This is a genomic window from Pseudomonas sp. 1D4 (assembly GCF_001728925.1).
In the GTDB taxonomy this organism is placed as follows: Bacteria; Pseudomonadota; Gammaproteobacteria; order Pseudomonadales; family Pseudomonadaceae; genus Metapseudomonas; species Metapseudomonas otitidis.
The window spans coordinates 105,810-126,255 of record NZ_LXJQ01000009.1; the positions used below are offsets into that span (position 1 = coordinate 105,810).

16 protein-coding genes are annotated in these 20,446 nt (G+C 60.5%); 7 read left to right on the plus strand and 9 right to left on the minus strand.

Going from position 1 to position 20,446, the window contains the following annotated elements:
• Positions 1–4 precede the first annotated feature (4 nt).
• Both A7D27_RS07265 and glyA read right to left on the minus strand, forming a co-directional pair.
• On the minus strand, positions 5–1,255 hold the full coding sequence (locus tag A7D27_RS07265) for a sarcosine oxidase subunit beta family protein (RefSeq protein WP_044409143.1): 1,251 nt from the start codon (positions 1,253–1,255) through the stop codon (positions 5–7).
• Positions 1,256–1,270: 15 nt separating this feature from the next.
• On the minus strand, positions 1,271–2,524 hold the full coding sequence (glyA, locus tag A7D27_RS07270) for a serine hydroxymethyltransferase (RefSeq protein ID WP_069559108.1): 1,254 nt from the start codon (positions 2,522–2,524) through the stop codon (positions 1,271–1,273).
• Positions 2,525–2,776: 252 nt separating this feature from the next.
• On the opposite strand from glyA, the gene A7D27_RS07275 reads away from it, so the two are divergent.
• The 4 genes from A7D27_RS07275 (at position 2,777) to A7D27_RS07290 (ending at position 5,225) form a co-directional block, all read left to right on the plus strand.
• Positions 2,777–3,277, plus strand: coding sequence for a PAAR domain-containing protein (locus tag A7D27_RS07275; RefSeq protein ID WP_069564490.1), 501 nt, complete (start codon positions 2,777–2,779; stop codon positions 3,275–3,277).
• The gene (locus tag A7D27_RS07280; RefSeq protein WP_069564491.1) at positions 3,274–3,996 is read left to right on the plus strand and encodes a hypothetical protein; all 723 of its coding nucleotides are present in this window, start codon (positions 3,274–3,276) and stop codon (positions 3,994–3,996) included. The genes A7D27_RS07275 and A7D27_RS07280 overlap by 4 nt, the downstream gene beginning before the upstream one ends.
• Positions 3,993–4,517: a hypothetical protein gene (locus A7D27_RS07285; RefSeq protein WP_069564492.1), complete on the plus strand. Its 525-nt coding sequence runs from the start codon at positions 3,993–3,995 to the stop codon at positions 4,515–4,517. The genes A7D27_RS07280 and A7D27_RS07285 overlap by 4 nt, the downstream gene beginning before the upstream one ends.
• Before the next feature lie 402 nt (positions 4,518–4,919).
• Positions 4,920–5,225 (plus strand): NIPSNAP family protein, encoded by a 306-nt coding sequence (locus A7D27_RS07290; protein WP_069564493.1) that lies wholly within the window; start codon positions 4,920–4,922, stop codon positions 5,223–5,225.
• A 182-nt stretch (positions 5,226–5,407) separates the two neighbouring features.
• Here A7D27_RS07290 and A7D27_RS07295 read toward each other — a convergent pair whose 3' ends face one another.
• Complete coding sequence (locus A7D27_RS07295; RefSeq protein ID WP_069559109.1) at positions 5,408–5,707, minus strand: hypothetical protein; 300 nt, start codon at positions 5,705–5,707, stop codon at positions 5,408–5,410.
• A gap of 215 nt (positions 5,708–5,922) precedes the next feature.
• Between A7D27_RS07295 and A7D27_RS07300 the strand changes: the two genes are divergently transcribed.
• A complete protein-coding gene (locus A7D27_RS07300; RefSeq protein WP_069564494.1) occupies positions 5,923–6,966 on the plus strand; it encodes a low specificity L-threonine aldolase in 1,044 nt (347 codons plus the stop codon).
• A gap of 718 nt (positions 6,967–7,684) precedes the next feature.
• Here A7D27_RS07300 and gbcB read toward each other — a convergent pair.
• Positions 7,685–8,785 carry a glycine-betaine demethylase subunit GbcB gene (gbcB, locus tag A7D27_RS07305; RefSeq protein ID WP_069559111.1) on the minus strand — a complete coding sequence of 367 codons (1,101 nt, stop codon included), beginning with the start codon at positions 8,783–8,785 and terminating at the stop codon, positions 7,685–7,687.
• 360 nt (positions 8,786–9,145) lie between these two features.
• Between gbcB and gbcA the strand changes: the two genes are divergently transcribed.
• Together gbcA and A7D27_RS07315 are read left to right on the plus strand one after the other, a co-directional pair.
• A complete protein-coding gene (gbcA, locus tag A7D27_RS07310) occupies positions 9,146–10,438 on the plus strand; it encodes a glycine-betaine demethylase subunit GbcA (protein ID WP_069559112.1) in 1,293 nt (430 codons plus the stop codon).
• Between the two features lie 551 nt (positions 10,439–10,989).
• Positions 10,990–11,301 carry a hypothetical protein gene (locus A7D27_RS07315; protein ID WP_069564495.1) on the plus strand — a complete coding sequence of 104 codons (312 nt, stop codon included), beginning with the start codon at positions 10,990–10,992 and terminating at the stop codon, positions 11,299–11,301.
• Between the two features lie 76 nt (positions 11,302–11,377).
• On the opposite strand, the gene A7D27_RS07320 is transcribed toward A7D27_RS07315, so the two are convergent.
• The 5 genes from A7D27_RS07320 to A7D27_RS07345 form a co-directional block, all read right to left on the minus strand.
• Entirely contained in the window at positions 11,378–13,894 is a 2,517-nt protein-coding gene (locus A7D27_RS07320) for a fimbria/pilus outer membrane usher protein (RefSeq protein WP_240920351.1), read from the minus strand.
• 205 nt (positions 13,895–14,099) lie between these two features.
• Positions 14,100–14,831, minus strand: coding sequence for a molecular chaperone (locus A7D27_RS07325; RefSeq protein ID WP_069564496.1), 732 nt, complete (start codon positions 14,829–14,831; stop codon positions 14,100–14,102).
• Between the two features lie 54 nt (positions 14,832–14,885).
• Positions 14,886–15,413: a fimbrial protein gene (locus tag A7D27_RS07330; protein ID WP_069559115.1), complete on the minus strand. Its 528-nt coding sequence runs from the start codon at positions 15,411–15,413 to the stop codon at positions 14,886–14,888.
• A 436-nt stretch (positions 15,414–15,849) separates the two neighbouring features.
• Complete coding sequence (locus A7D27_RS27015) at positions 15,850–18,771, minus strand: autotransporter outer membrane beta-barrel domain-containing protein (protein WP_083265553.1); 2,922 nt, start codon at positions 18,769–18,771, stop codon at positions 15,850–15,852.
• 899 nt (positions 18,772–19,670) lie between these two features.
• Entirely contained in the window at positions 19,671–20,303 is a 633-nt protein-coding gene (locus A7D27_RS07345; protein WP_069559118.1) for a response regulator transcription factor, read from the minus strand.
• Between the last annotated feature and the right edge of the window lie 143 nt (positions 20,304–20,446).

The following is a 20,446-nucleotide window of genomic DNA, read 5'->3' on the forward strand; positions in this document are numbered from 1 at the left end:
CTCCTTAGTGAGCCACGGCAGCGGCGCCGTGCTCGTCGATCAGTGCGCCGTTGTGGAAACGTTCGATGGAGAAGGGCTTGGCCAGCGGGTGCATCTCGCCGGCGGCCAGGCTGGCGGCGAAGACGTTGCCCGAGCCGGGGGTGGCCTTGAAGCCGCCGGTGCCCCAGCCGCAGTTGAAGAACAGGTTCTTCACCGGCGTCTTGGCGATGATCGGGCAGGCGTCGGGGGTGGTGTCGACGATGCCGCCCCACTGGCGGTTCATGCGCACGCGCGACAGCACCGGGAACATCTCGACGATGGCCTGCAGGGTGTGCTCGATGGTCGGGTAGGAGCCGCGCTGGCCGTAGCCGTTGTAACCGTCGATGCCAGCGCCGATGACCAGGTCGCCCTTGTCGGACTGGCTGATGTAGCCGTGCACGGCGTTGGACATGATCACGCTGTGGATGATCGGCTTGATCGGCTCGGACACCAGGGCCTGCAGGGGGTGGGATTCCAGCGGCAGGCGGAAGCCGGCGAGCTTGGCCATGTGCCCGGAGTTGCCGGCGGTGACCACGCCGACGCGCTTGGCGCCGATGAAGCCGCGGTTGGTCTCGACCCCGATGACCGCGCCATCCTGCTTGCGGAAGCCGATCACCTCGGTGTTCTGCAGCAGGTCGACGCCCAGGGCGTCGGCGGCGCGGGCGAAGCCCCAGGCCACCGCATCGTGACGGGCGACGCCGCCCCGGCGCTGCACGGTGGAGCCGAGGATCGGGTAACGGGTGTTCTTGCTGCAGTCCAGGTAGGGGATTTCTTCGGCCACCTGGCGGGCGTTGAGCAGCTCGCCGTCCACGCCGTTGAGGCGGTTGGCACTGACGCGGCGCTCGGCGTCACGCATGTCCTGCAGGGTGTGGCAGAGGTTGTAGACGCCACGCTGGGAGAACATCACGTTGTAGTTCAGGTCCTGGGACAGGCCTTCCCACAACTTCATGGCGTGCTCGTAGAGGTGCGCCGCCTCGTCCCACAGGTAGTTGGAGCGGACGATGGTGGTGTTGCGCGCGGTGTTGCCGCCGCCCAGCCAGCCCTTCTCCACCACCGCGACGTTCTTCACGCCGAATTCCTTGGCCAGGTAGTAGGCCGTGGCCAGGCCATGGCCGCCGCCGCCGACCACGATCACGTCATAGACCGGCTTGGGCGTGGGGTTGCGCCACATGCGCTGCCAGTTCTCGTGGTGGCTCAGGGAGTGCTTGAACAGGCCGAAGCCGGAATAACGTTGCATGCTCGGACTCCTGGATCAGCGGTAGACGGGGAAGTCGGCGCAGAGCGCGGCTACCTGCCGGGCCACCTGGGCTTCCACGTCGGCGTCGCCGAGGTGGTCGAGGATGTCGCAGATCCAGCCGGCGAGTTCGGTGGACTGGGCTTCCTTGAAGCCACGGGTGGTGATGGCCGGGGTGCCGATGCGCACGCCGGAGGTGACGAAGGGCGACTGCGGATCGTTGGGCACCGCGTTCTTGTTCACGGTGATGCCGGCGCGGCCGAGGGCGGCATCGGCGTCCTTGCCGGTCAGGCCCTGCTTGATCAGGCTGACCAGGAACAGGTGGTTGTCGGTGCCGCCGGAGACCACGTCGTAGCCACGCTCGATGAACACCTTGGCCATGGCCTGGGCGTTCTTGATGACCTGGGCCTGGTAGGTCTTGAAGCCGGGCTCCAGCGCTTCCTTGAAGCACACGGCCTTGGCGGCGATGACGTGCATCAGCGGGCCGCCCTGGGCGCCGGGGAATACGGCGGAGTTCAGTTTCTTCTCGATCTCTTCGTTCTTGCGCGCGAGGATCAGGCCACCGCGCGGGCCGCGCAGGGTCTTGTGGGTGGTGGTGGTGACCACGTCGGCGTAGGGCAGCGGGTTCGGGTACAGGCCGGCGGCCACCAGGCCGGCGACGTGGGCCATGTCGACGAACAGCAGCGCCCCGACCTTGTCGGCGATGGCGCGGAAGCGCGGGAAGTCGAGGGTCTTGGAGTAGGCGGAGAAGCCGGCGACGATCATCTTCGGCTTGTGCTCCACGGCCAGGCGCTCGACTTCGTCGTAGTCGATCAGGCCGGTGGCCGGGTCCAGGCCGTACTGCACGGCGTTGTACAGCTTGCCGGAGGAGGACACCTTGGCGCCGTGGGTCAGGTGGCCGCCGTGGGCCAGGCTCATGCCCAGCAGGGTGTCGCCGGCATTGAGCAGGGCCAGGTAGACGGCGCTGTTGGCGGAGGAACCGGAGTGCGGCTGGACGTTGGCGTAGTCGGCGCCGAACAGCTCCTTGGCACGGTCGATGGCCAGTTGCTCCACCTTGTCGACGAACTCGCAGCCGCCGTAGTAGCGCTTGCCCGGGTAGCCTTCGGCGTACTTGTTGGTCAGGCCGCTGCCCTGGGCTTCCATCACCCGCTGGCTGGTGTAGTTCTCGGAGGCGATCAGCTCGATGTGGTCTTCCTGTCGGTGCGCTTCTTCCTGCATCGCGCTGAACAGTTCGTCGTCGTAGCCCTGGATTCGGTCTTGCTTGCTGAACATCGCTGATCTCCTGCGGTGGCGTCGTCTTTGCGGGGCACGACTGCCCCCTCGCAGCGATGGTATGGCCCCCCCTTTCGATTGAGATGCCTAAGCACGCCACGAGCAGGTGCGTTTGCGACATACAAGAACGCCCCACGTCCAGCGTGTAGGACACGACTGAAAGTGCCAAAAGGGGATGGCTCCAGCACGGCATCCATCACCAATATCGGCTGCTCTCAATAAATGTGGTGCTTTCCAGGAAGGAGATCGAACATGTCGAAGCCCGCTGCTCGCCTGAGCGACCAGAATGCCTGCCCCATACCGACTCACGGCGTGAACCCCACGATCACGGGTTCCCCTGACGTCATCATCAGCGGGCTACCGGCCCTGCGTGTGGGCGACGCCAGCGCCTGCGGAGACGCAGTGGCAGCCGGTATTCCGACGATCCTCGTCAATGGCCAACCCATCGCATTTCTCGGCAGCCCCACGGCTCATGGGGGCGTGATCATCACTGGCTCCGGAGATGTACTGGTCGGCACCCAGCACAACCCCGCACTCTTCGTCCCGCCAGCCCCCTTGCCGAACGCCTTCCAGGACAAGTTTCAACTGGTTTGCGCAGAAACAGGCGAGCCACTGTGCAACTATCCCTACGCCATCCGTCGCGCCAACGGCGCAATCGAAAAAGGCTTATCGGATGACCAAGGCTTTACCCATCTAGTCAGCTGCATGGGCAAGGCAGAGAAAGTTCAGATTCTGGTCGGGGGTGCAGCATGAGCCAAGGCGCTAACGCTGCCCCGAAAGAGCCCCAGAGCGCGACTGAGCGAACACTGACGCCAGCATCCGATCAAACGGTCAAGCAGGTACCGGTGGAGGTGAAAAAGGCGGTGGTGTTCTTTATCGGCGGAGCGGCCGATAAGGAGTCCTACTACTTCCAAGGTCCAAACAATAATGTGGCAGACGCACAAATTTTACTGGACGCCCATTTTCAGCTCGAAAGACAATCAGGCACCTATGAGTCCCACCATTTAGGCTACAGCGATGTACGGGGGAGCTGGGACATTGACTCAGATGTCAAATCCAAAATCGCATCCAAAGCCATGCCGGTTTATCTGATAGGCCACAGCTTGGGAGGTTGGAATGGCGCGCACCTTGCCGAAATACTGACCGATGATGGCTATAACGTAGAGGTCTTAGTTACTCTGGATCCGGTTGGAAAAGGGTTATTAGTCTGGTTGGGCTCCGATATCTATATGAGCGAACCGACACCCAAAGCAAAATTCTGGATAAATATTCGCGCAGACGCCAAGCAACCAGACTCTTCGGACAATGTCGCTGAATTCGGCGAGCGCTGGGTGCCCAAGGGGGCAAATGTCAGTGCGGTTGCAGATATCAATCACCTGTATGCCGATCGACTGTTTAAGGTCATGCTGCCGCAGGGGCTCTCGGCGCTTGAATACGTCAAACAATCCATCCGGGAGTATTTGGCAAAATGAGCGCAGCAAAGTTCTGGCCCTTGGCACTAGGCTTACTGGCCTGCTCCGCCTGCATGAAAGAGCACAATCAACCATTGGCCAACCTAAGCTATTTGCACGCAGATATCGGTGAGCGCCCCATTAGCTTTAATCTCTATTTCACCTCAGACCTGAACCTTGATGAGGTCTACTCCAAGCTAGAGGGCGGCAACAAAATCAGTCAAAAACTTTACTGCTCCCTTGAGCCCAAGCCCATATTTCAAATGGGCCATGTCATTCCAAATTTCGGGCTCGGCACAATAGAGTTAGCCAATAAAAAAAGCGACCTATACACCTATAAAGCTGACCTTTACTTCGCCGAAACCAAAGATGACGGCAGGTCTTATAAATTTCTGAATCAAAAAAAAATCATAACGATACTAGCCGACCGGCAAGAAATACCCTGCAAAGTAGTAATGTACGCCTTTCGCTATAAAGCATACTTCTCCAACACCCTGACATTGCCCGTTCAAGACATCTTACCCCTCATCCCCCAAGACTAAAAAAATAATAAAACAACCCAATGCAGTGATCATTAATTAATAGTCGAGCACTAATGCATGGCGATAGCTGTTTGTGCTGTTTGCTTCTAAATTCACCGCGCATTTGAAGTCGCAGCGTTTACGCAAGGGCATATTCAGTTGCAGGGCGCAGTATCGAGTTACACCCGGCACTTGACCACAGAAACTGTGCACTGCCCTATTGACAGCCTGTGGATAGATCGCCATGGATCAGGTTTGACGAGGCTTTGAAAGGCTTGCGGCAATGTTGTCCAATCCGCGACTTGCCCACAGCGCAGTGCAGTGGGCAGGGCAGGCTGTGGATGTGGGCGTGCTGGACAGGCCGCCCGGGCACTGGCTAGCCCGCCGGCTCCCAGGCAATCGCCCACCAGAAAAGGACGCCCCATGGTCACCTGCTACCTGCGCTACATCATCGATCCCTACAAGCTCTCCGAGTTCGAGCACTACGGGCGCTTGTGGATTCCGCTGGTGGAGAAGTTCGGCGGCCAGCACCACGGCTACTTCCTGCCGTCCGAGGGCGCCAACAATGTGGCGATGGCGATGTTCACCGTCCCCAGCCTGGCCGCCTACGAGACCTACCGCGCCCAGTCGATGCAGGACGCCGACTGCCAGGCGGCCTTCGCCTACGCGGAGCAGACCCGCTGCATCCTCAGCTACGAACGCAGCTTCTTCCGCCCGGTCTTCAACTGACCCCTCCCACTGCGGCCTGGCGCCACCTCCGCTTCGCCAGCGCCGCCCGCCCCTGATACCCACAGGCACAGCTAACGCGTGCAGATGCAGCGCCCGAGTGGCAACGTCGGTTTTTTACGCGGGAGTGCGGATACAGAACGCGGGGAGAGGGCCCGGCCAGCGGCCAGGCCCGGGGGATATCGTCAGTTGAGGTGCGCCAGGCACTGGCTGGTGACCTTGATCAGGCGCTCGTGGGTGGGCTTGGGCAGCGGGGTGGTCTGGTTCTTCAGTTCGTCCAGCTCGGTCTGGCTGAACTCGGCACCGACCTTGTCGGCAGCACAACCGCAGTATTTCTGCAGCTTGTCCCCGGCCACCTGGGCCTGGGCGCCGGCGGCGCAGTCCTGGACGAAACGCTCGCGCTCGCCCGGGCCCCACTGGGCGGCGGCGGCCGACAGGCTGACGGAAAGGGTGGCGGCAACGGCAAGCAGGTGGGTGTAGCGCATCGGTGACACTCCTCAGGTGATGGCAGGGTCCGGCCCCGTGGCAGGCGCGGTTCTGTTGTGAGCCGCAAAGCCCGCCCGGAGTTCCTGAAGGCGCCCGGACAGCGCCTGGGTGGAAACAGATGTCGCCTGAGCACGTTTCCGTGCATCCAAGCTGGCGTTAACTTACATCCCATTGGCCGCCTACGCACAGGGTGGCCCACGGAAAGGACCCTTCGATGACCGACAAGACCCAGCAATTCGCCAGCGACAACTACTCCGGCATCTGCCCGGAGGTGTGGGCCGCCATGGCCCAGGCCAACCAGGGCCATGAGCGTGCCTACGGCGAGGACAGCTGGACGGCGCGCGCCGCCGATCACTTCCGCCGCCTGTTCGAGGCCGATTGCGAGGTGTTCTTCGCCTTCAACGGCACGGCGGCCAACTCACTGGCACTGGCCTCGATGTGCCAGAGCTACCACAGCGTGATCTGCTCGGAGACGGCCCACGTCGAGACCGACGAATGCGGCGCGCCGGAGTTCTTCTCCAACGGCTCCAAACTGCTGCTGGCCCGCACCGAGCAAGGCAAGCTGACCCCGGATGCGGTGCGCGAGATCGCCCTCAAGCGCCAGGACATCCACTACCCGAAACCCCGCGTGGTGACGCTGACCCAGTCCACCGAAGTGGGCACCGTCTATCGCCCGGAAGAGGTCCGCGCCATCAGCGCGGTGTGCAAGGAACTGGGCCTGCGCCTGCATATGGACGGCGCGCGGTTCTCCAACGCCTGCGCCTTCCTCGGCTGCACCCCGGCGGAGCTGACCTGGAAAGCCGGCGTCGACGTGCTGTGCTTCGGTGGCACCAAGAACGGCATGGCGGTGGGCGAGGCGATCCTGTTCTTCAACCATGACCTGGCCGAGGACTTCGACTACCGCTGCAAGCAGGCCGGGCAACTGGCCTCGAAGATGCGCTTCCTCTCGGCGCCCTGGGTGGGCCTGCTGCAGGACGACGCCTGGATGCGCTACGCACAGCACGCCAACGGCTGCGCGCAGTTGCTGGCAGAGCTGGTGGCGGACGTGCCGGGGGTGAGCCTGATGTTCCCGGTGGAAGCCAACGGGGTGTTCCTGCAGATGTCCGAAGCGGCGCTGGAGTACCTGCGGGCGCGCAACTGGCGCTTCTACACCTTCATCGGTGCCGGCGGCGCTCGCTTCATGTGCTCCTGGGACACCGAGGAAGCCCGTGTACGCGAGCTGGCCGCCGACATCCGCGCCGCCATGACCCAGGGCTGAAGCCCCGCTCCGCGACTTGTCCCCGATTACGGTGCATCAACCTGTGGACAAGCCGTGGAGCCCTGCCGCCAGGCCAGGCGCTGCAAAGACCCTGGCCTGGCGCCTGTTTTTCGTTCTGTTTCAGTCACTTGCCGCGCATTCATGCACAGCTGCTGTGCACCGGCCTGTCGACTGCCTGTGGATAGATCGCCACACCCTTTGCCAGACGTGGCATACAGCCGATTGTTCATTTTTCAGCCAGGCCTGAAGACCTCGAAATGACTGGATTCTCCAGCCGGGTTCTGGATGTTCCACGGGGCGTCGGATCGAGGTTTTCCCCGATAACGGTGGGCAAGCCTGTGGACAACCTGTTCACCCCTGTTCGGACGCCACGGCGCCTGCGCAGCCTGGGCTGGAGGCCAGCCTGCGAGCAGAATCGTGGTGCCGGTGGGGCGAATATGCACACCCACTGTGCAGGAGGCTGTGACCGACCTGTGGATAGATGGCTGAAGCCCATGACTGGCAAGGCTTTCAGCGCACTGATCAATTCCTGAACAGTGCGTTCCCGTGGAACCTCAAGCTGCTGGAAGCCTTGTCGTGCGCGGCCCGAGGGTACGAGGCCGATCCACAGATGCCGTGGACCAGCCTGTGGACAAGCTGTTCGCGAAACCCGCTGCGCCCCGCCCGGCGTGGCTTTGCAGGCCCTGGTCGTTTTCCGTACAGGCCGATACCTGGGGAATCAGTAGTCGATGCAGACGTCGCCCTTGGGCACGCTGCAGCAGGAGAGGATGTAGCCCTCGGCGACGTCTTCGTCGGTGATGCCGCCGTTGTGCTCCATCTCCACCTCGCCGGCGGTCTTCATCACCTTGCAGGTGCCGCAGATGCCCATGCCGCAGGCTTTGGGAATGTGCAGGCCGAGCTTGGCGGCGGCGGAGTGCACGGTCTCGCCCGGGGCGACCCGGATGCTCTTGCCGGTGCCGCTGAACTCCACCAGATGCTGGTCGGCGGCCGGTACGGGCACGGCTTCGGCAGCCTCGGCGGCCAGTTCCCTGACCTCTTCGCGCACCTCGGGGGGCGTCGGACCGAAGGCTTCCTCGTGATAGCGCGCCATGTCGAAGCCCTTGGCCTGCAGCAGGCGCTTCACAGCGCTCATGTAGGGGGTGGGGCCGCAGCAGAAGATCTCCCGCTCCATGAAGTCAGGGGCGATCAGGTGCAGCATTGCTTCATTGAGGTAGCCCCGGTAGCCGGACCAGGTTTCGCCGGCGTCGTAGCGCTCGACCACCAGGTGCAGCTTGAAGTTGGCGACCCGAGAGGCCATGTGGCGCAGTTCGCGGTGGTAGATGATGTCCTTCGGCGTGCGGGCGCTGTGGACGAAGACCATGTCGACGTTGGCGTTGGTATCGAAGAACCAGCGGGCCATGGACATCACCGGGGTGATGCCGACGCCGCCGGAGAGGTAGAGCACCCTGTCGGCGGGATGGTCGATGGCGTTGAACAGCCCCACCGGGCCATGCGCGGGGAGGACGTCACCTTCCTTGAGGTTGTCGTGCAGCCAGTTGGAGACCTTGCCGCCCGGCACGCGCTTGATGGTGATGGAGAAGCTGTAGGGCACCGAGGGCGTGCTGGAGATGGTGTACGAACGCATGATCGGCTGCCCGTCGATTTCCAGCTCCAGGGTGACGAACTGGCCGGGCTTGAAGAAGAACAGGATCGGCTGGTCGGCCATGAAGCAGAAGGTGCGGACGTCCCAGGTTTCCTGGACGGTCTTCACGCAGCGCACCAGGTGGCGGCCGTTGGTCCAGGTCTGGGTGTTCACCGGGTTCAGGAAGCTGTTGCTCATACGTGTCTCCGCGCACCGTGGATCGGCGCCTCTGATCGGATTCTGCTGAACGCAAATCCCCACCACTTACCTGCCTGCGACATTCGCATGCTCATCGCGACCTGCCAGCAACCACAAGGGCTCGGGCGTCGGAAACGGACGCGGCCGTGTCGCCCATGGACAAGGTCGTACCCCATGGCGACAGCACACTCGGCCCCAGCCAGAACACGAGGCTTTTCGAAAAACCACCCTCGTATCCGCAGCAGGGCCTGCAGTCGGCCAGGGAGAACAGAGGGGCACGTCACGCCGCCTTGCGTGACAACCGAGTCAGCCACCCATTGCGGCGGTCGCCGGTGCGACCAGCCTTTTGAGGAGTTACCGATGGACGTCACTTCCCCCCTGAGCCTGGTCGACCCGCTCGAGCCCGCACGCAAGGCCACCGCTGCCATGCTCAAGGAGCGCGACCACACCTTCTCGCTGCCCCAGCCGTTCTACAACGACGAGCGCCTGTTCCAGCTCGACATGCAGGAGATCTTCCACAAGGAGTGGCTGATCGCCGGCATGACCTGCGAAATCCCGGCCAAGGGCAACTACCTGACCCTGCAGGTGGGCAACAACCCGGTGATCGTCCTGCGCGGTGCCGAAGGCCAGGTCCATGCCTTCCACAACGTCTGCCGCCACCGCGGCTCGCGCCTGTGCGTCAGCGACAAGGGCAAGGTGGCCAAGCTGGTCTGCCCCTATCACCAGTGGACCTACGAACTGGACGGCCGCCTGCTGTTCGCCGGCACCGAAATGGGCGCCGACTTCGACATGAAGCAGTACGGCCTGAAGCCGGTGAACGTGAAGACCGCCGGTGGCTACATCTTCATCAGCCTGGCGGAGAACCCGCCGGCCATCGACGACTTCCTCTCCACGCTGGCCCATTACATGGAGCCCTATGACATGGAGAACACCAAGGTGGCCGTGCAGACCACCCTGCGTGAAGCCGCCAACTGGAAGCTGGTGATGGAGAACAACCGCGAGTGCTACCACTGCAGCGGTTCGCACCCGGAGCTGCTCAACACCCTGCTGGAGTGGGACGACGTGACCGACCCGCGCGCCAGCCAGGCCTTCAAGGACCAGGTGGCCGCCTGCACCCGGGCCTGGGACGCGGAGAAAATCCCCTATGCCCACGCCAGTTTCGGCCTGCGCAACCGCATCGTGCGCATGCCGCTGCTCGAGGGCACCGTGTCCATGACCATGGACGGCAAGCCGGGCAGCAAGAAACTGATGGGGCGCATCCAGAACCCGGACCTGGGTTCCATGCGCATCCTCCATCTGCCGCACTCCTGGAACCACTGCATGGGCGACCACATGATCGTGTTTACCGTGTGGCCCATCGGCCCGCAGGAGACCCTGGTCACCACCAAATGGCTGGTGCACAAGGATGCGGTGGAAGGCGTGGACTACGACGTGGCACGCCTGCGCGAGGTGTGGGACGCCACCAACGACCAGGACCGTCGCCTGGCCGAGGAGAACCAGCGCGGCATCAACTCCTCCGCCTACCAGCCTGGCCCCTACTCGAAGACCTACGAGTTCGGCGTGATCAACTTCCTCGACTGGTACAGCGAGCGGATGCTCAACAACCTGGGTGACATACCGGCGACCAGGCTGCGCCAGGTCGGTGCCGAGTAAGCGGCATGTCCCTGAGCCTGGGGTTCCTCATCCTGCTCATGCTCTACGCGGCGCTGGCCTGCAAACGCTCTCGGCGCTGAAGGCAACACACTGAGGCCCCGTCAGGGACACCCCTCGCCCCCGTCAGGTCGTCGGCCCTGACGGGGGCTTTTTTATATGGCCCATCGCGCCAGCGCGATGGGCCTTTTTCATGCCCGCAGAAAACCACTCCACCACCTATGCAGGGGCAGAAAAGGCAAATGAAGGCATTCGGTGCTGAACGAGGGGCTTGGCCGTGAACCCGAGGCGGATGGAGCAGAGGTGTTTTTGCAGTGTGCCTGCGGCGGGGTGATGGCCCGATTGTGGCCTTTATAGGACGAAAGATCCATATAGGAAATTTCTGACAAGAACCACGAAATGAACATGATCACAAAATATCGGCAGTCGCAAATGGAACTGTGACGCAAGGGCGTCGCACCCGAGGTCGCCTACAGAAAAAGAGGACATCAAAAAACTGGATTGTAGGAGCTAGCTGATTTTTACTCAGGGCATGTCTGTGAGGAGTCCTAAACATGAAAAAAATACTGAGTCTCTCCGCTGTCGCCCTCTCTCTCGTCATGGGCGTTGCCCAGGCCAATTCCAATGACCCGGTCCGCGGACAAATCACTTTTGTAGGCAGGATCGTAAAGGATATGTGCAGCGTTCCTACGAACGTCTGGCAGGATCATGTGGGGCGTGCCAACGGCATCAGTCCGCGTGCGCCGGCCGATCCGTTTCACGACCAGGCCTGTGCAGGTGTGGCAAACACCCATAGCGTGGCAGTTACGCCGATCGCAACCCGCTCCGGGCGCAAGGCCGGGATCATTACCGTTACCTTCAACTGATCGGTTTCAGGCAGGCAAAAAAACGGGGCCGGTGTAGACCGGCCCCGATGAGGAAAAGGCTTCAACTGCTGCAGTATCAATCGGCGATGGCAACCTCGGAACGTCCGGTCCGGGTGATGCAGCGAACTTCCTGTTGTGCATAGTGAACGCTGTCCGGGTCCTCCTCCGGCAAGCGGTACTCGAAGACGCAGCGCTTGTCCGGGTCACTCCCCCAACGCACCACCAACGACCCTGAAGGGTCGATCCCGCGCAGGAAGGCACGGCCTGCCTGCCCTACCATCGCCACGCTCTTGCCATCGGCATCGAGCACTTCGGAACCCAGCGGCGGGTTCTCGCCGTTGTCTCGCACGATCTTGAACAGCACCGGAACACCACTGATGGTGGGGTAGTTGAGCATGACCACTGCGCCATGACGGGGTACCACCGACTGCTCGGTGAGCTGCAGTTCGACGTTGCGGAACAGACCAGCCGGGTCGATCACGATCTGGTTCTGCCGATAGGGCGACAGCCCGCCGACCACGGCATAACCATTGCTGGCGATACGCGCCCCGGCATCGTTAGACACGTAGGCGCCCTGCGCCCCCTGGGCCTCGATCACGGCAAGGGTCTCGCCCTGGGTCTGGGTGAAGTTCACTCCCCCCGGGTGGAGGACGATGGACCCCATCGCTCCGATGTTCTCCTGGCGGTAGCCAGTGCCCTTGCTCAGCCCTGCGTTGAGGGCAACGGCGGAAGCACGGTAGCTGACGCTGCCGCCAGTGTTGTTGAAGCGCTCACCCTGGTCTCGGCTGGTGGAGCCATAAAGGCTGTAGCTGGTCTGGGCCTGCTCGCCGAGGGAGCCACTGAGGCTGGCCTGGGTGCTGCTGCGGCCTTTGGCGTAGTTGACCGATGTACTGAGACTGGCCGAGCGCCCCACATCGCCAATCGGGATGTTGACGCTCAACATGTACTGATTCTCGTGGCCATCGCCCATACGGGTACGCCCCACCGACAGACTCATGGAGCCCCAGCGGTAGCTGTTGGAGTATCCGCCCTGGAAGGTCATGTCGCCCTTGCGCGAGGCGTCCCAGTATTTTTGCGACGTGCCGCTCAGGTAGAGGCTACCCATCTCTCCGGGCAGGGGCTGGGTAGCACTCACCTGGAAACGACTGCGCTGGCGGAAGAGCCCGCCCTCGGGGTTGCCATAAGCCTGGGCGTAGTCACTGAAGCTCAGGTAGCCGCGACTGGAGAAGCGGTAGGCAGCCATGGTGAAGTTGGTCTGGGTCGCGTCCACCAGCTTCGAATAGGTCATCCGGTAGCTGCGCCCCCCTTTGGGTGCCTGGTCCTCGGTGGAAACGGGCGACTCCTTGATCTGCGACTGGGTCACGTCCAACGCCAGGGCGCCCAGTCCGGTGCTCAGGGCGATACCCCCCTGAACGGCCATGTACTTCTCGGCAATGATGCTGCCGGTATAAGCGCTCCAGTCGTTGGAGATACCGCGCTGGTAGGTGCCCTGTACAAAGCGCGGGACACGCTCGGCCGACTCGCTGCGGTACTCACCGGCCGTGACACTGAATCGCGACATGCCAGGGCGAAGCAGTTGCGCCACAGAAGCATAGGGGATGAGAAACGAGCGCTGGCGGCCATCCGCTTCGGTGACGGTGACCTCCAGGTCGCCGGAGTAGCCGGAATCGTAGAGGTCCTCGATGGCGAAAGGCCCGGGGGAAACCGTTGTTTCGTGGAGGATAGAGGAACCCTGTCGGACGGTGACCTTGGCGTTGGTTTCTGCAACGCCACGGATGACGGGCGCGAACCCACGCAGGGCGTCCGGCAGCATGCGATCGTCCGAGCTGACCTGCACGCCTCGGAACGGCACGCTGTCGAACAGCTCGCTCGGGGTGTAGTAGTCACCCACGGTCAACTGCGAACGGATACCCGTCAGATCCCGCTGCACATAAGTGCTGCTGTTGCTGTAATGGCTGCGCGAAGGCGCACCTGAAGAGCTTGAGCGGCTGTAATTGCCGTTGGTGCGCAGTCGCCAGTCACCCAGGTTGATGCCGTTGTTGAGTCCGATGCTGAGCTGCTGGGTATCCCCGCCGTCGGCGTGGTTCCGATACAGGTTGGCGTTGTAGCCGATGAAGCCGGCGGTAACGCCACGATCCCAGTCGCGTGGGTCCACTTCACCGCGCACCTGCCGGCCGAGGTAGGCCTGGGGAATGCTGAGGTAGGCGCTGAGCTCGGACAGGTCGATATTGAGACTGGAAGAAGGCACCAGTTGCGCGAGGTCCAGGCACTCCTCGCTCTCCAGCTTCGCCCGCGCGGCAGCCGGATCCGGCAGCTTGTCCAGATCGAGGCCAATCGTGCCCAGTTGCGCGGGAGTGAGACACATCTTTACACCGTTGGGGGCGTCCTTGTCCTCCAGCACGCGAATTTCCTGGCGACCGATCCATCGCTCGTTCAGATGAACGTCCAACCGGTAGGTGCCGGCCGGCAGGACGGTGCCTCGGCTGAAGCGTGAAAGGTCGACAGCCTCTCCCTGACCCGCGCCATTGAGCAGGAAGTCGGGGTTGAAGGCAGCCAGGCGCGGGCCATTGGGGAGTTCGTCGGCATCGGCCAAGCCTAAGGTGGCACCCGTCGTGGCCATGGCAACGGCGAGCAGATGCGGACGCGCAACCCGATGCAATCGCGGGCCGCGCGGGAGTATGGCCCTTGTGAGGCTACTGGCGTCGGTAGCGGAAAGCGAAGTCATGGGTACACCTCGCATCGACCAGCGCGATGCTCCTTTGGATTCGTGTAGTAGTGAAAGGCGACAATGCCCGGACCTAATTGTCCAGGCTGCTCTCCTGAGTGACGCTAGCGCCGTAGTCGTTGATCCACTGCAGGACGACACGGCCCGATGCCGGTACGCCGGAAGGTCCAGCTACCGGGAAGTCATGGGCACCGAAGGGCCCCACCATGCCGCTGCCGGCCTTGTAGTCACGTCCACCGGTACGCAAGACGATGTCGCCGAAAGAGACGTTGTAGGCGCTGCGGTTGGTGGCACGGAGCACAGGCTTGCCAGCCACGCTGGCCAGGCTCCAGGCCACCTGCTCGACGGCCCGATCAGGCCGCCCAGGCAACCCCTCAGGACGGTAGAAGAGCTTGACCCGGGTGCGGATGGCGAACTGCATGTAGTTGCCGTCTTCGCCAGGCATGGGCGGTACGTCCAGCAGGTTCAGCCAGAAGACGCTCTCGCGATCCTTGGGCAGCGACTCGCCGGTGAAGGCAACCCGAACGCTCTGACCCTTGCCGGGATCGACACGGAACAGGGGCGGCGTCATGACGAAAGGTGCCTCGGCATTCTCGGGGCGAATCTCGGGATCGCCACGGTCGATCCACACCTGCACAAGCGAAGGTTGGTCGCCGTCATTGCTGACACGGACGCCAATCTCCTGCTGCTTCGCGGGATAAATGAACCGGGTGCCATTGACCACGATGCCGGCGTGGGCAACAGAGACGAACAACAAGGTGCCGACAGCCAGCAGCCATCGTATGCATGAAGAGCGCAGGGACATAGGAATTACCGTAGAGGCAACTCGCCCGGAAACATTCCGGGCGAGTCAGGGGTGTTACTCGTAGCTCATGGTGTAGGTGACTTTGGTGTTCACCAGACCAGGCTTCACGTCTTCGCCTACGGGGGCGAGGTACGCGGCGAAGAAGCCAAGGGTGGCGTTCTGACCAGCGCCAATGATTTCTTCGCTGTTATTGGCGCCGGTAGCCAAGTTGATGGCCTTCTGGTCCTTGTTGAACAACTGGATGGCGACGTTGGACGCATCAACGCCGCTGAGTTCGTTCTTCAGGGTGCCGGTGGTGGGGTCCACGTTCGGGGCAATTTCGAAGTTGGCCTTGACCTTGGCACCCACGGTGCAGCCCGACACGGCGATCTGGAACGGTTTGAAGCCGGCATTTTGCCCCGGCGCCAGGGAGCTCTGGGAAACCGGAGCCAGTTCGACAGTCTGGTTGAGCGCGGCGCTCTCGATGGTGCAGGTCTTGCTGGACACTTCACCCTTGATGGTAATGGTGCCGTCATAGGCCAGTGCCAGGTTGCTCAGGCCGAAACCGACCAGGGCCGCGCCAGCGGTGAGGAACTTTTTCATTTTGCTCTCCTGAATGGCGCCTGGTTCCACGCGCCGAATCAAAGGGGGGGTGACCTCAAGAGTCGGAACCAGAACTGAGCACTTACGGTTCTCGCAACGAGAACCACGTCGCACTTCAGCGTGGCGAGCGCAATGATATCGAGGGTTTCGAGCCGCGAATGGAGTCCCCCCCCCACAGGGTCTGTAGGAATTTCCATCTGAGCCCCGAAGATTCTGTGCATCTACTCCTAAGGGGGCTTATATGAAATGGCGCGTACGCCGAAAGACCGCTATTCCTCTCGAGCCAAACATGTTTCAGCACTTGCGTACCGCAAAAAGCAGAAACCCGACCAAGGGCCGGGCTCCTGATGAGATTTTTCGCCAACTATTTAGTTTTCAAACCTGATCGGTCGTCAGATAAATGTGGCCTATCGCGCCATTCGAACTTCTCCAATGCCTACCAGAGAAAGCGATAACCAAGTGTCAGAGTCCAAGGCATCTCCATACGACTACCTTTAGCATAGTCAGCATCAACACTTAACTTGCTATTTTCTGTTGCTTGCAGGGAAGCTCCAAGTCCTAGCTCAACACGCGAAGCCCCACTGTTCATGGTTAGACGATCTTCATTAAAACGAGTTGAGCCGCTGCGGTGAAGCTCGTTAACAAAAGAGGCTTTAACATAGGGCTGCACAGATCTCTGCGCAGTCCACTCCAAGCGCCGACCGGCGAGCAAGCCGATACGCCCCTCCAAAGAATCACTGGCGGACTGTTTGACCTCAAGCCCGTTACTTAATGCATATTCAGCACCTTTGGTTCGGGTATAAGTCAACTCAACCTGAGGCTCGACAAAGTACTCACGGGCAGCTTCGATCCTTTTGCCAACTTCAAGACCAATACCAACCCCCTGATTCTTATAGTCGCCCTTGATCGACTTGCCTACATTGTCGCTAAAGCGAAGGCTGTTATCCATCCATGAGTAGCGAGCAACGGCGTCCACATAATATCCTCGATCATCCAGATAAGTGCCATAGGCACCGAGCAACTTGCTGTTGATGTTGCCTTTTGCTTCGCCCTGGAAGTCTTGTGCTGATTCCACGACCCCCACCAGCCCACCCAAATAAAGACGACCACTTGCCACTTCTACAGCTTTATCGGCGCCCACCTCGAACCCACTCACTTTCTGCTTGAATCCACGGCTTCTCGATGGGTTGGAACTATAGTTCTTACTCACACCACGACTCCAAAGACCACCCCGATCATCACCCAGGCGCAGCTCGCCAAGCCTTGTGATTAGCGCATTATTCTGAGCATTCCACAGCAAACCCAATGCACTCTGGCTCCCCAGCACCGCATTACTTCCGGTGGACAGATCGTTTCCCGCCCCACTGGAACCAGTTTGTTCCAACTGCCAGTTATCTCCCGCCTTAGCCAGGGTGTAGCGATAAGCCCCCGCATCGACGTGATCACCATACAGATTGAACTGCCCGTCTCCGCCGTTTGTCTCTACAAGAGTCAGAGTGCCACCAGAATTAACAGGGCTACGGCCACTATCAGCAACGACCAGAGTATGGTTGCCGTGAACTTGCCCATCCACCTGCACAAGGTCGCCCGACAAGGTCGACAGGTCCGTATTCATGATGAAACGGCCAGAACCTGTCAGATCCGATTTGACATGAAGGGTCTTGAAATCACCCTCAGGCGCAAACAACACAGTCCCTTGGTGGTCGAACTGACCCAAATCAGAGTTCCCGGTTAATTGCCAAACGCTACGCTCATCCATAGTCAGGTGCCGCACATTGCGAGCTGCACCGGATAGCAGGGAGTCATTACCAAGCACCAGATCCAGAGTGCTCAGATCATCTGCCTCAACATCCCCCCACACCTGGCTCTTATCGAGCTTTACATCCAACGCGCTACTCAGAGTCTGCTGATTGAAAACACCCGCTCGTGCAGAGATGGCAACGCCATTGCCGGCTTGCAAATAGGAACCATCGGAAAGAGACAACGTCGCATTGGCACCAATGGACTGCACACCAAACGACTGCTTTGACTCTAAAAAGGTGTTATTCAGATCAAACTTGGCGGTCCCCCCCTCCATTCTCAAACCGGATGAGCTGTCACCTTCAGCCACGATACTGGATGCAGAGATATTCATATTGCCACCTCTACTAACAAGCCCGTGACTACCTTCACCCTGTGTAGTCACAGACACCCGGTCGGCATTTACAGTTGACCCTTTGAAACTTATCAGCCCCATCCCCCCGTCTCCCCGGGTAGTCACCTGACTGTTCCATAGATTCAACACACCGCCACGAGCAGCGGAGGCACCATGGGCTGATTTGCCAGACGCCTCAATGGTCATTCCATCAGCATTGATCAATGCCTCAGCGTACAAACCATGGCCGCCCGCCCCACTGGTTACAATGCGGCTATTCAAAATATTGATGACACCCGTCTTGTTCTGCTGGATCACTCCATCACCCGAGCCCAAGGAGTAGAATTCCGCATCAGCAATATCCAGCCTTGCAGTGTCAGAAGTACTCCACAGCGCGGTGCCATTTACCCCGGTAGCGGTATAGCGCCCACCTTCAACCACAAGATGATAGTCACCACCGTTTGCATTGATGCCGTAATAACCGCCCTCAGCTTCAACATTCTTCAAATGCACATCCGTGCGCTGGCCTGGCGTATGGACGATGATTGCTGACTGGCTAGCCTTGACAGTGGAGTCATACAACTCAGAAGCGGTACCGCCATTCACTTCGAAACCGTAAGAGCCATTTGTATCAATATCAATCCGCTCACCAAAGAAACGACTGCCTCGCCCCGAGACAGATACTGCACTTCGACCGTGACCACCTCGAGTGGAGTCTACTTTGATGCTGCTATCAACCAGACGAATACTCCCCCCGCTTGACGCACGAAGCCCACCCGAGTAAGCATCCCCCCCGATCTCGATCCTGATATTGTTACCGGTAAAACTTGACCCGCTCCCCTCAACCGCAACGCCATCACCCGCACAATCCTGGCACTCAAATAAAGAGTCGCTTGCAGAGACAGTCCCACCTGAACTGACGTTTACCAGATCGTGTCGGCCTGCGTTGGCTGTCAATTCAGCACCTACCAGATCGGCGCGGCCCCCATTCTGCACCCGTAGAGCATCCCCCCACGTCCCGCTAGCGGTGACCTTCAAACCTTCTTCGCTGGTAAAAGAAGTTCCCTTCCCACTGACCTGAACAGCATTATCCGAATCCGCATTCACCACACGGTCATTCGCCACCATATGTTCGCCATCTTTGACGTTAACAACAGCGGCAAGAACAGCATGAGTGGGAAGCCAAACCAACAAAACACCCAGAATCAAATGCAGCGAATTCATATGAAACACTCCACTGGACTACCAAAACCACCAAAGCCAAACTGATCACACAGTTGCCTTCTAAACATTTCTGAACTGCACCACATGTTCGCCACCTTTTTAAAGAGTCAAAATCCAGACGCAGCAAGGCAACTGCCGTTTTAATCCCAGCACAGGCAACAGCAGAAGTTATTTAGTATTTTTTAGTTAGTAACCGTTTGGCGGTTCAACGCCAAACGCGTTACCGAGCCTCGCAGGCCCGTTTAGTCTCGTCTTCGCGAGCCAGCTACTTTTCAGCAGTTGCGAGGAAATAGGGCAACTCCGTCAACGAAGCAGAGTTCACCTCTAAAACAGAACCCAGCATCCCCACCTGCACCATGGCGTCAACGCGACAGACTGTCCCTGGCCTGACGTGCCTCTCGCTGCGTCCATGCAGCCCACCCCCTTCCTACCTGGTCTCTCGAATGACCAATACGATCAGAATCCAGGCGTCCGAGGCGCTTCTGATGAAATGGGCGTTCTTCCTTGATAGCGGCTGAGCCACTCCGACAAAGAATCAGCGGTCTATCAATGGCTGAAAAACTCGTGATATCGACATGAAACTTCGGAAAAAGGCCAGAAGGAGAACAGCATCACATCAAGCTAAGGCGATGCAGTCTATAGAGCGATGAGCATCTAAAAAATCGTACAAATCCCGGAAATCGTAAGCCGTCCACCCACCTTCACGTAGGACACATCGGCACAGATAGGGCAGGCGCCATGACAGGCTGAAAGCCCGCGTGGCAAGCACGAGGAGCGCCCGGGTCCCGCTTGGGGGCTGATCGCCGGGCTGGTGCCAAGCAGAAACGACGGCACGCTCGACCACGCACTTGCGCACTGACAGATGGAGGCCTGGGGCGCGTGCAGTTTGGCTGGAGACGCTACTGCTGCCGGGCGCTCAGGTCGTTGCGGCGGGCGAACTCGATGAGTTCGAGAAGGGAGGCGAGGTTGAGCTTCTGCTGAATACGACTCTTGTAGGTGCTGACGGTCTTGTTGCTGAGCAGCATCCGCTCAGCGATCTCCTTGTTGCCAAGGCCGGAGGCCAGGTACTGAAGGACCATCAACTCCTGGTTGGACAGGCGCCCCACCAACTCCCGCTCGCTGGCCGGCGCCCCCTGCCCCATTGGCAGCACATCGGCGGGGAAGAAGGTGAAGCCGGCACTGATGGAGTTGATGGCGATCACCAGGTTCTGCAGGTCCTCCTCCTTGCTCACGAAGCCACGTGCACCCGCCTGCAGGCAGCGTTGACAGAACCCCTCTGCGGGCAGCGAAGTGAGCACCAGCACATGGCTGTCGAGCCCCAGTGAGCGAATGCGACTGATGACGTTGAGCCCGTCCAGGCGGGGGATGCCGATGTCGAGGATCACCACGTCCGGTTCATGCTGACGCACCAGTTGCACGGCATCCACGCCGTTATCGGCCTCCCCCACCACCTCGAGCCCATTGCGCTCCAGCAGCATGCGCACCGCCATCCGGATCACGGGGTGATCATCGACGATCAGGGCTGTTCTCATATGTGTGACCTCTGGTTGAACCACGGCTCATGTGTATTCCCGGAAAACTGTGAAGCAGTCGTACCGCAGATGAATTTTCCTACAGACGCCACCGACGCTTCGCCTAGCAGCTTGCAGAGCAGCTGCGTAACGTGGCCGGACTT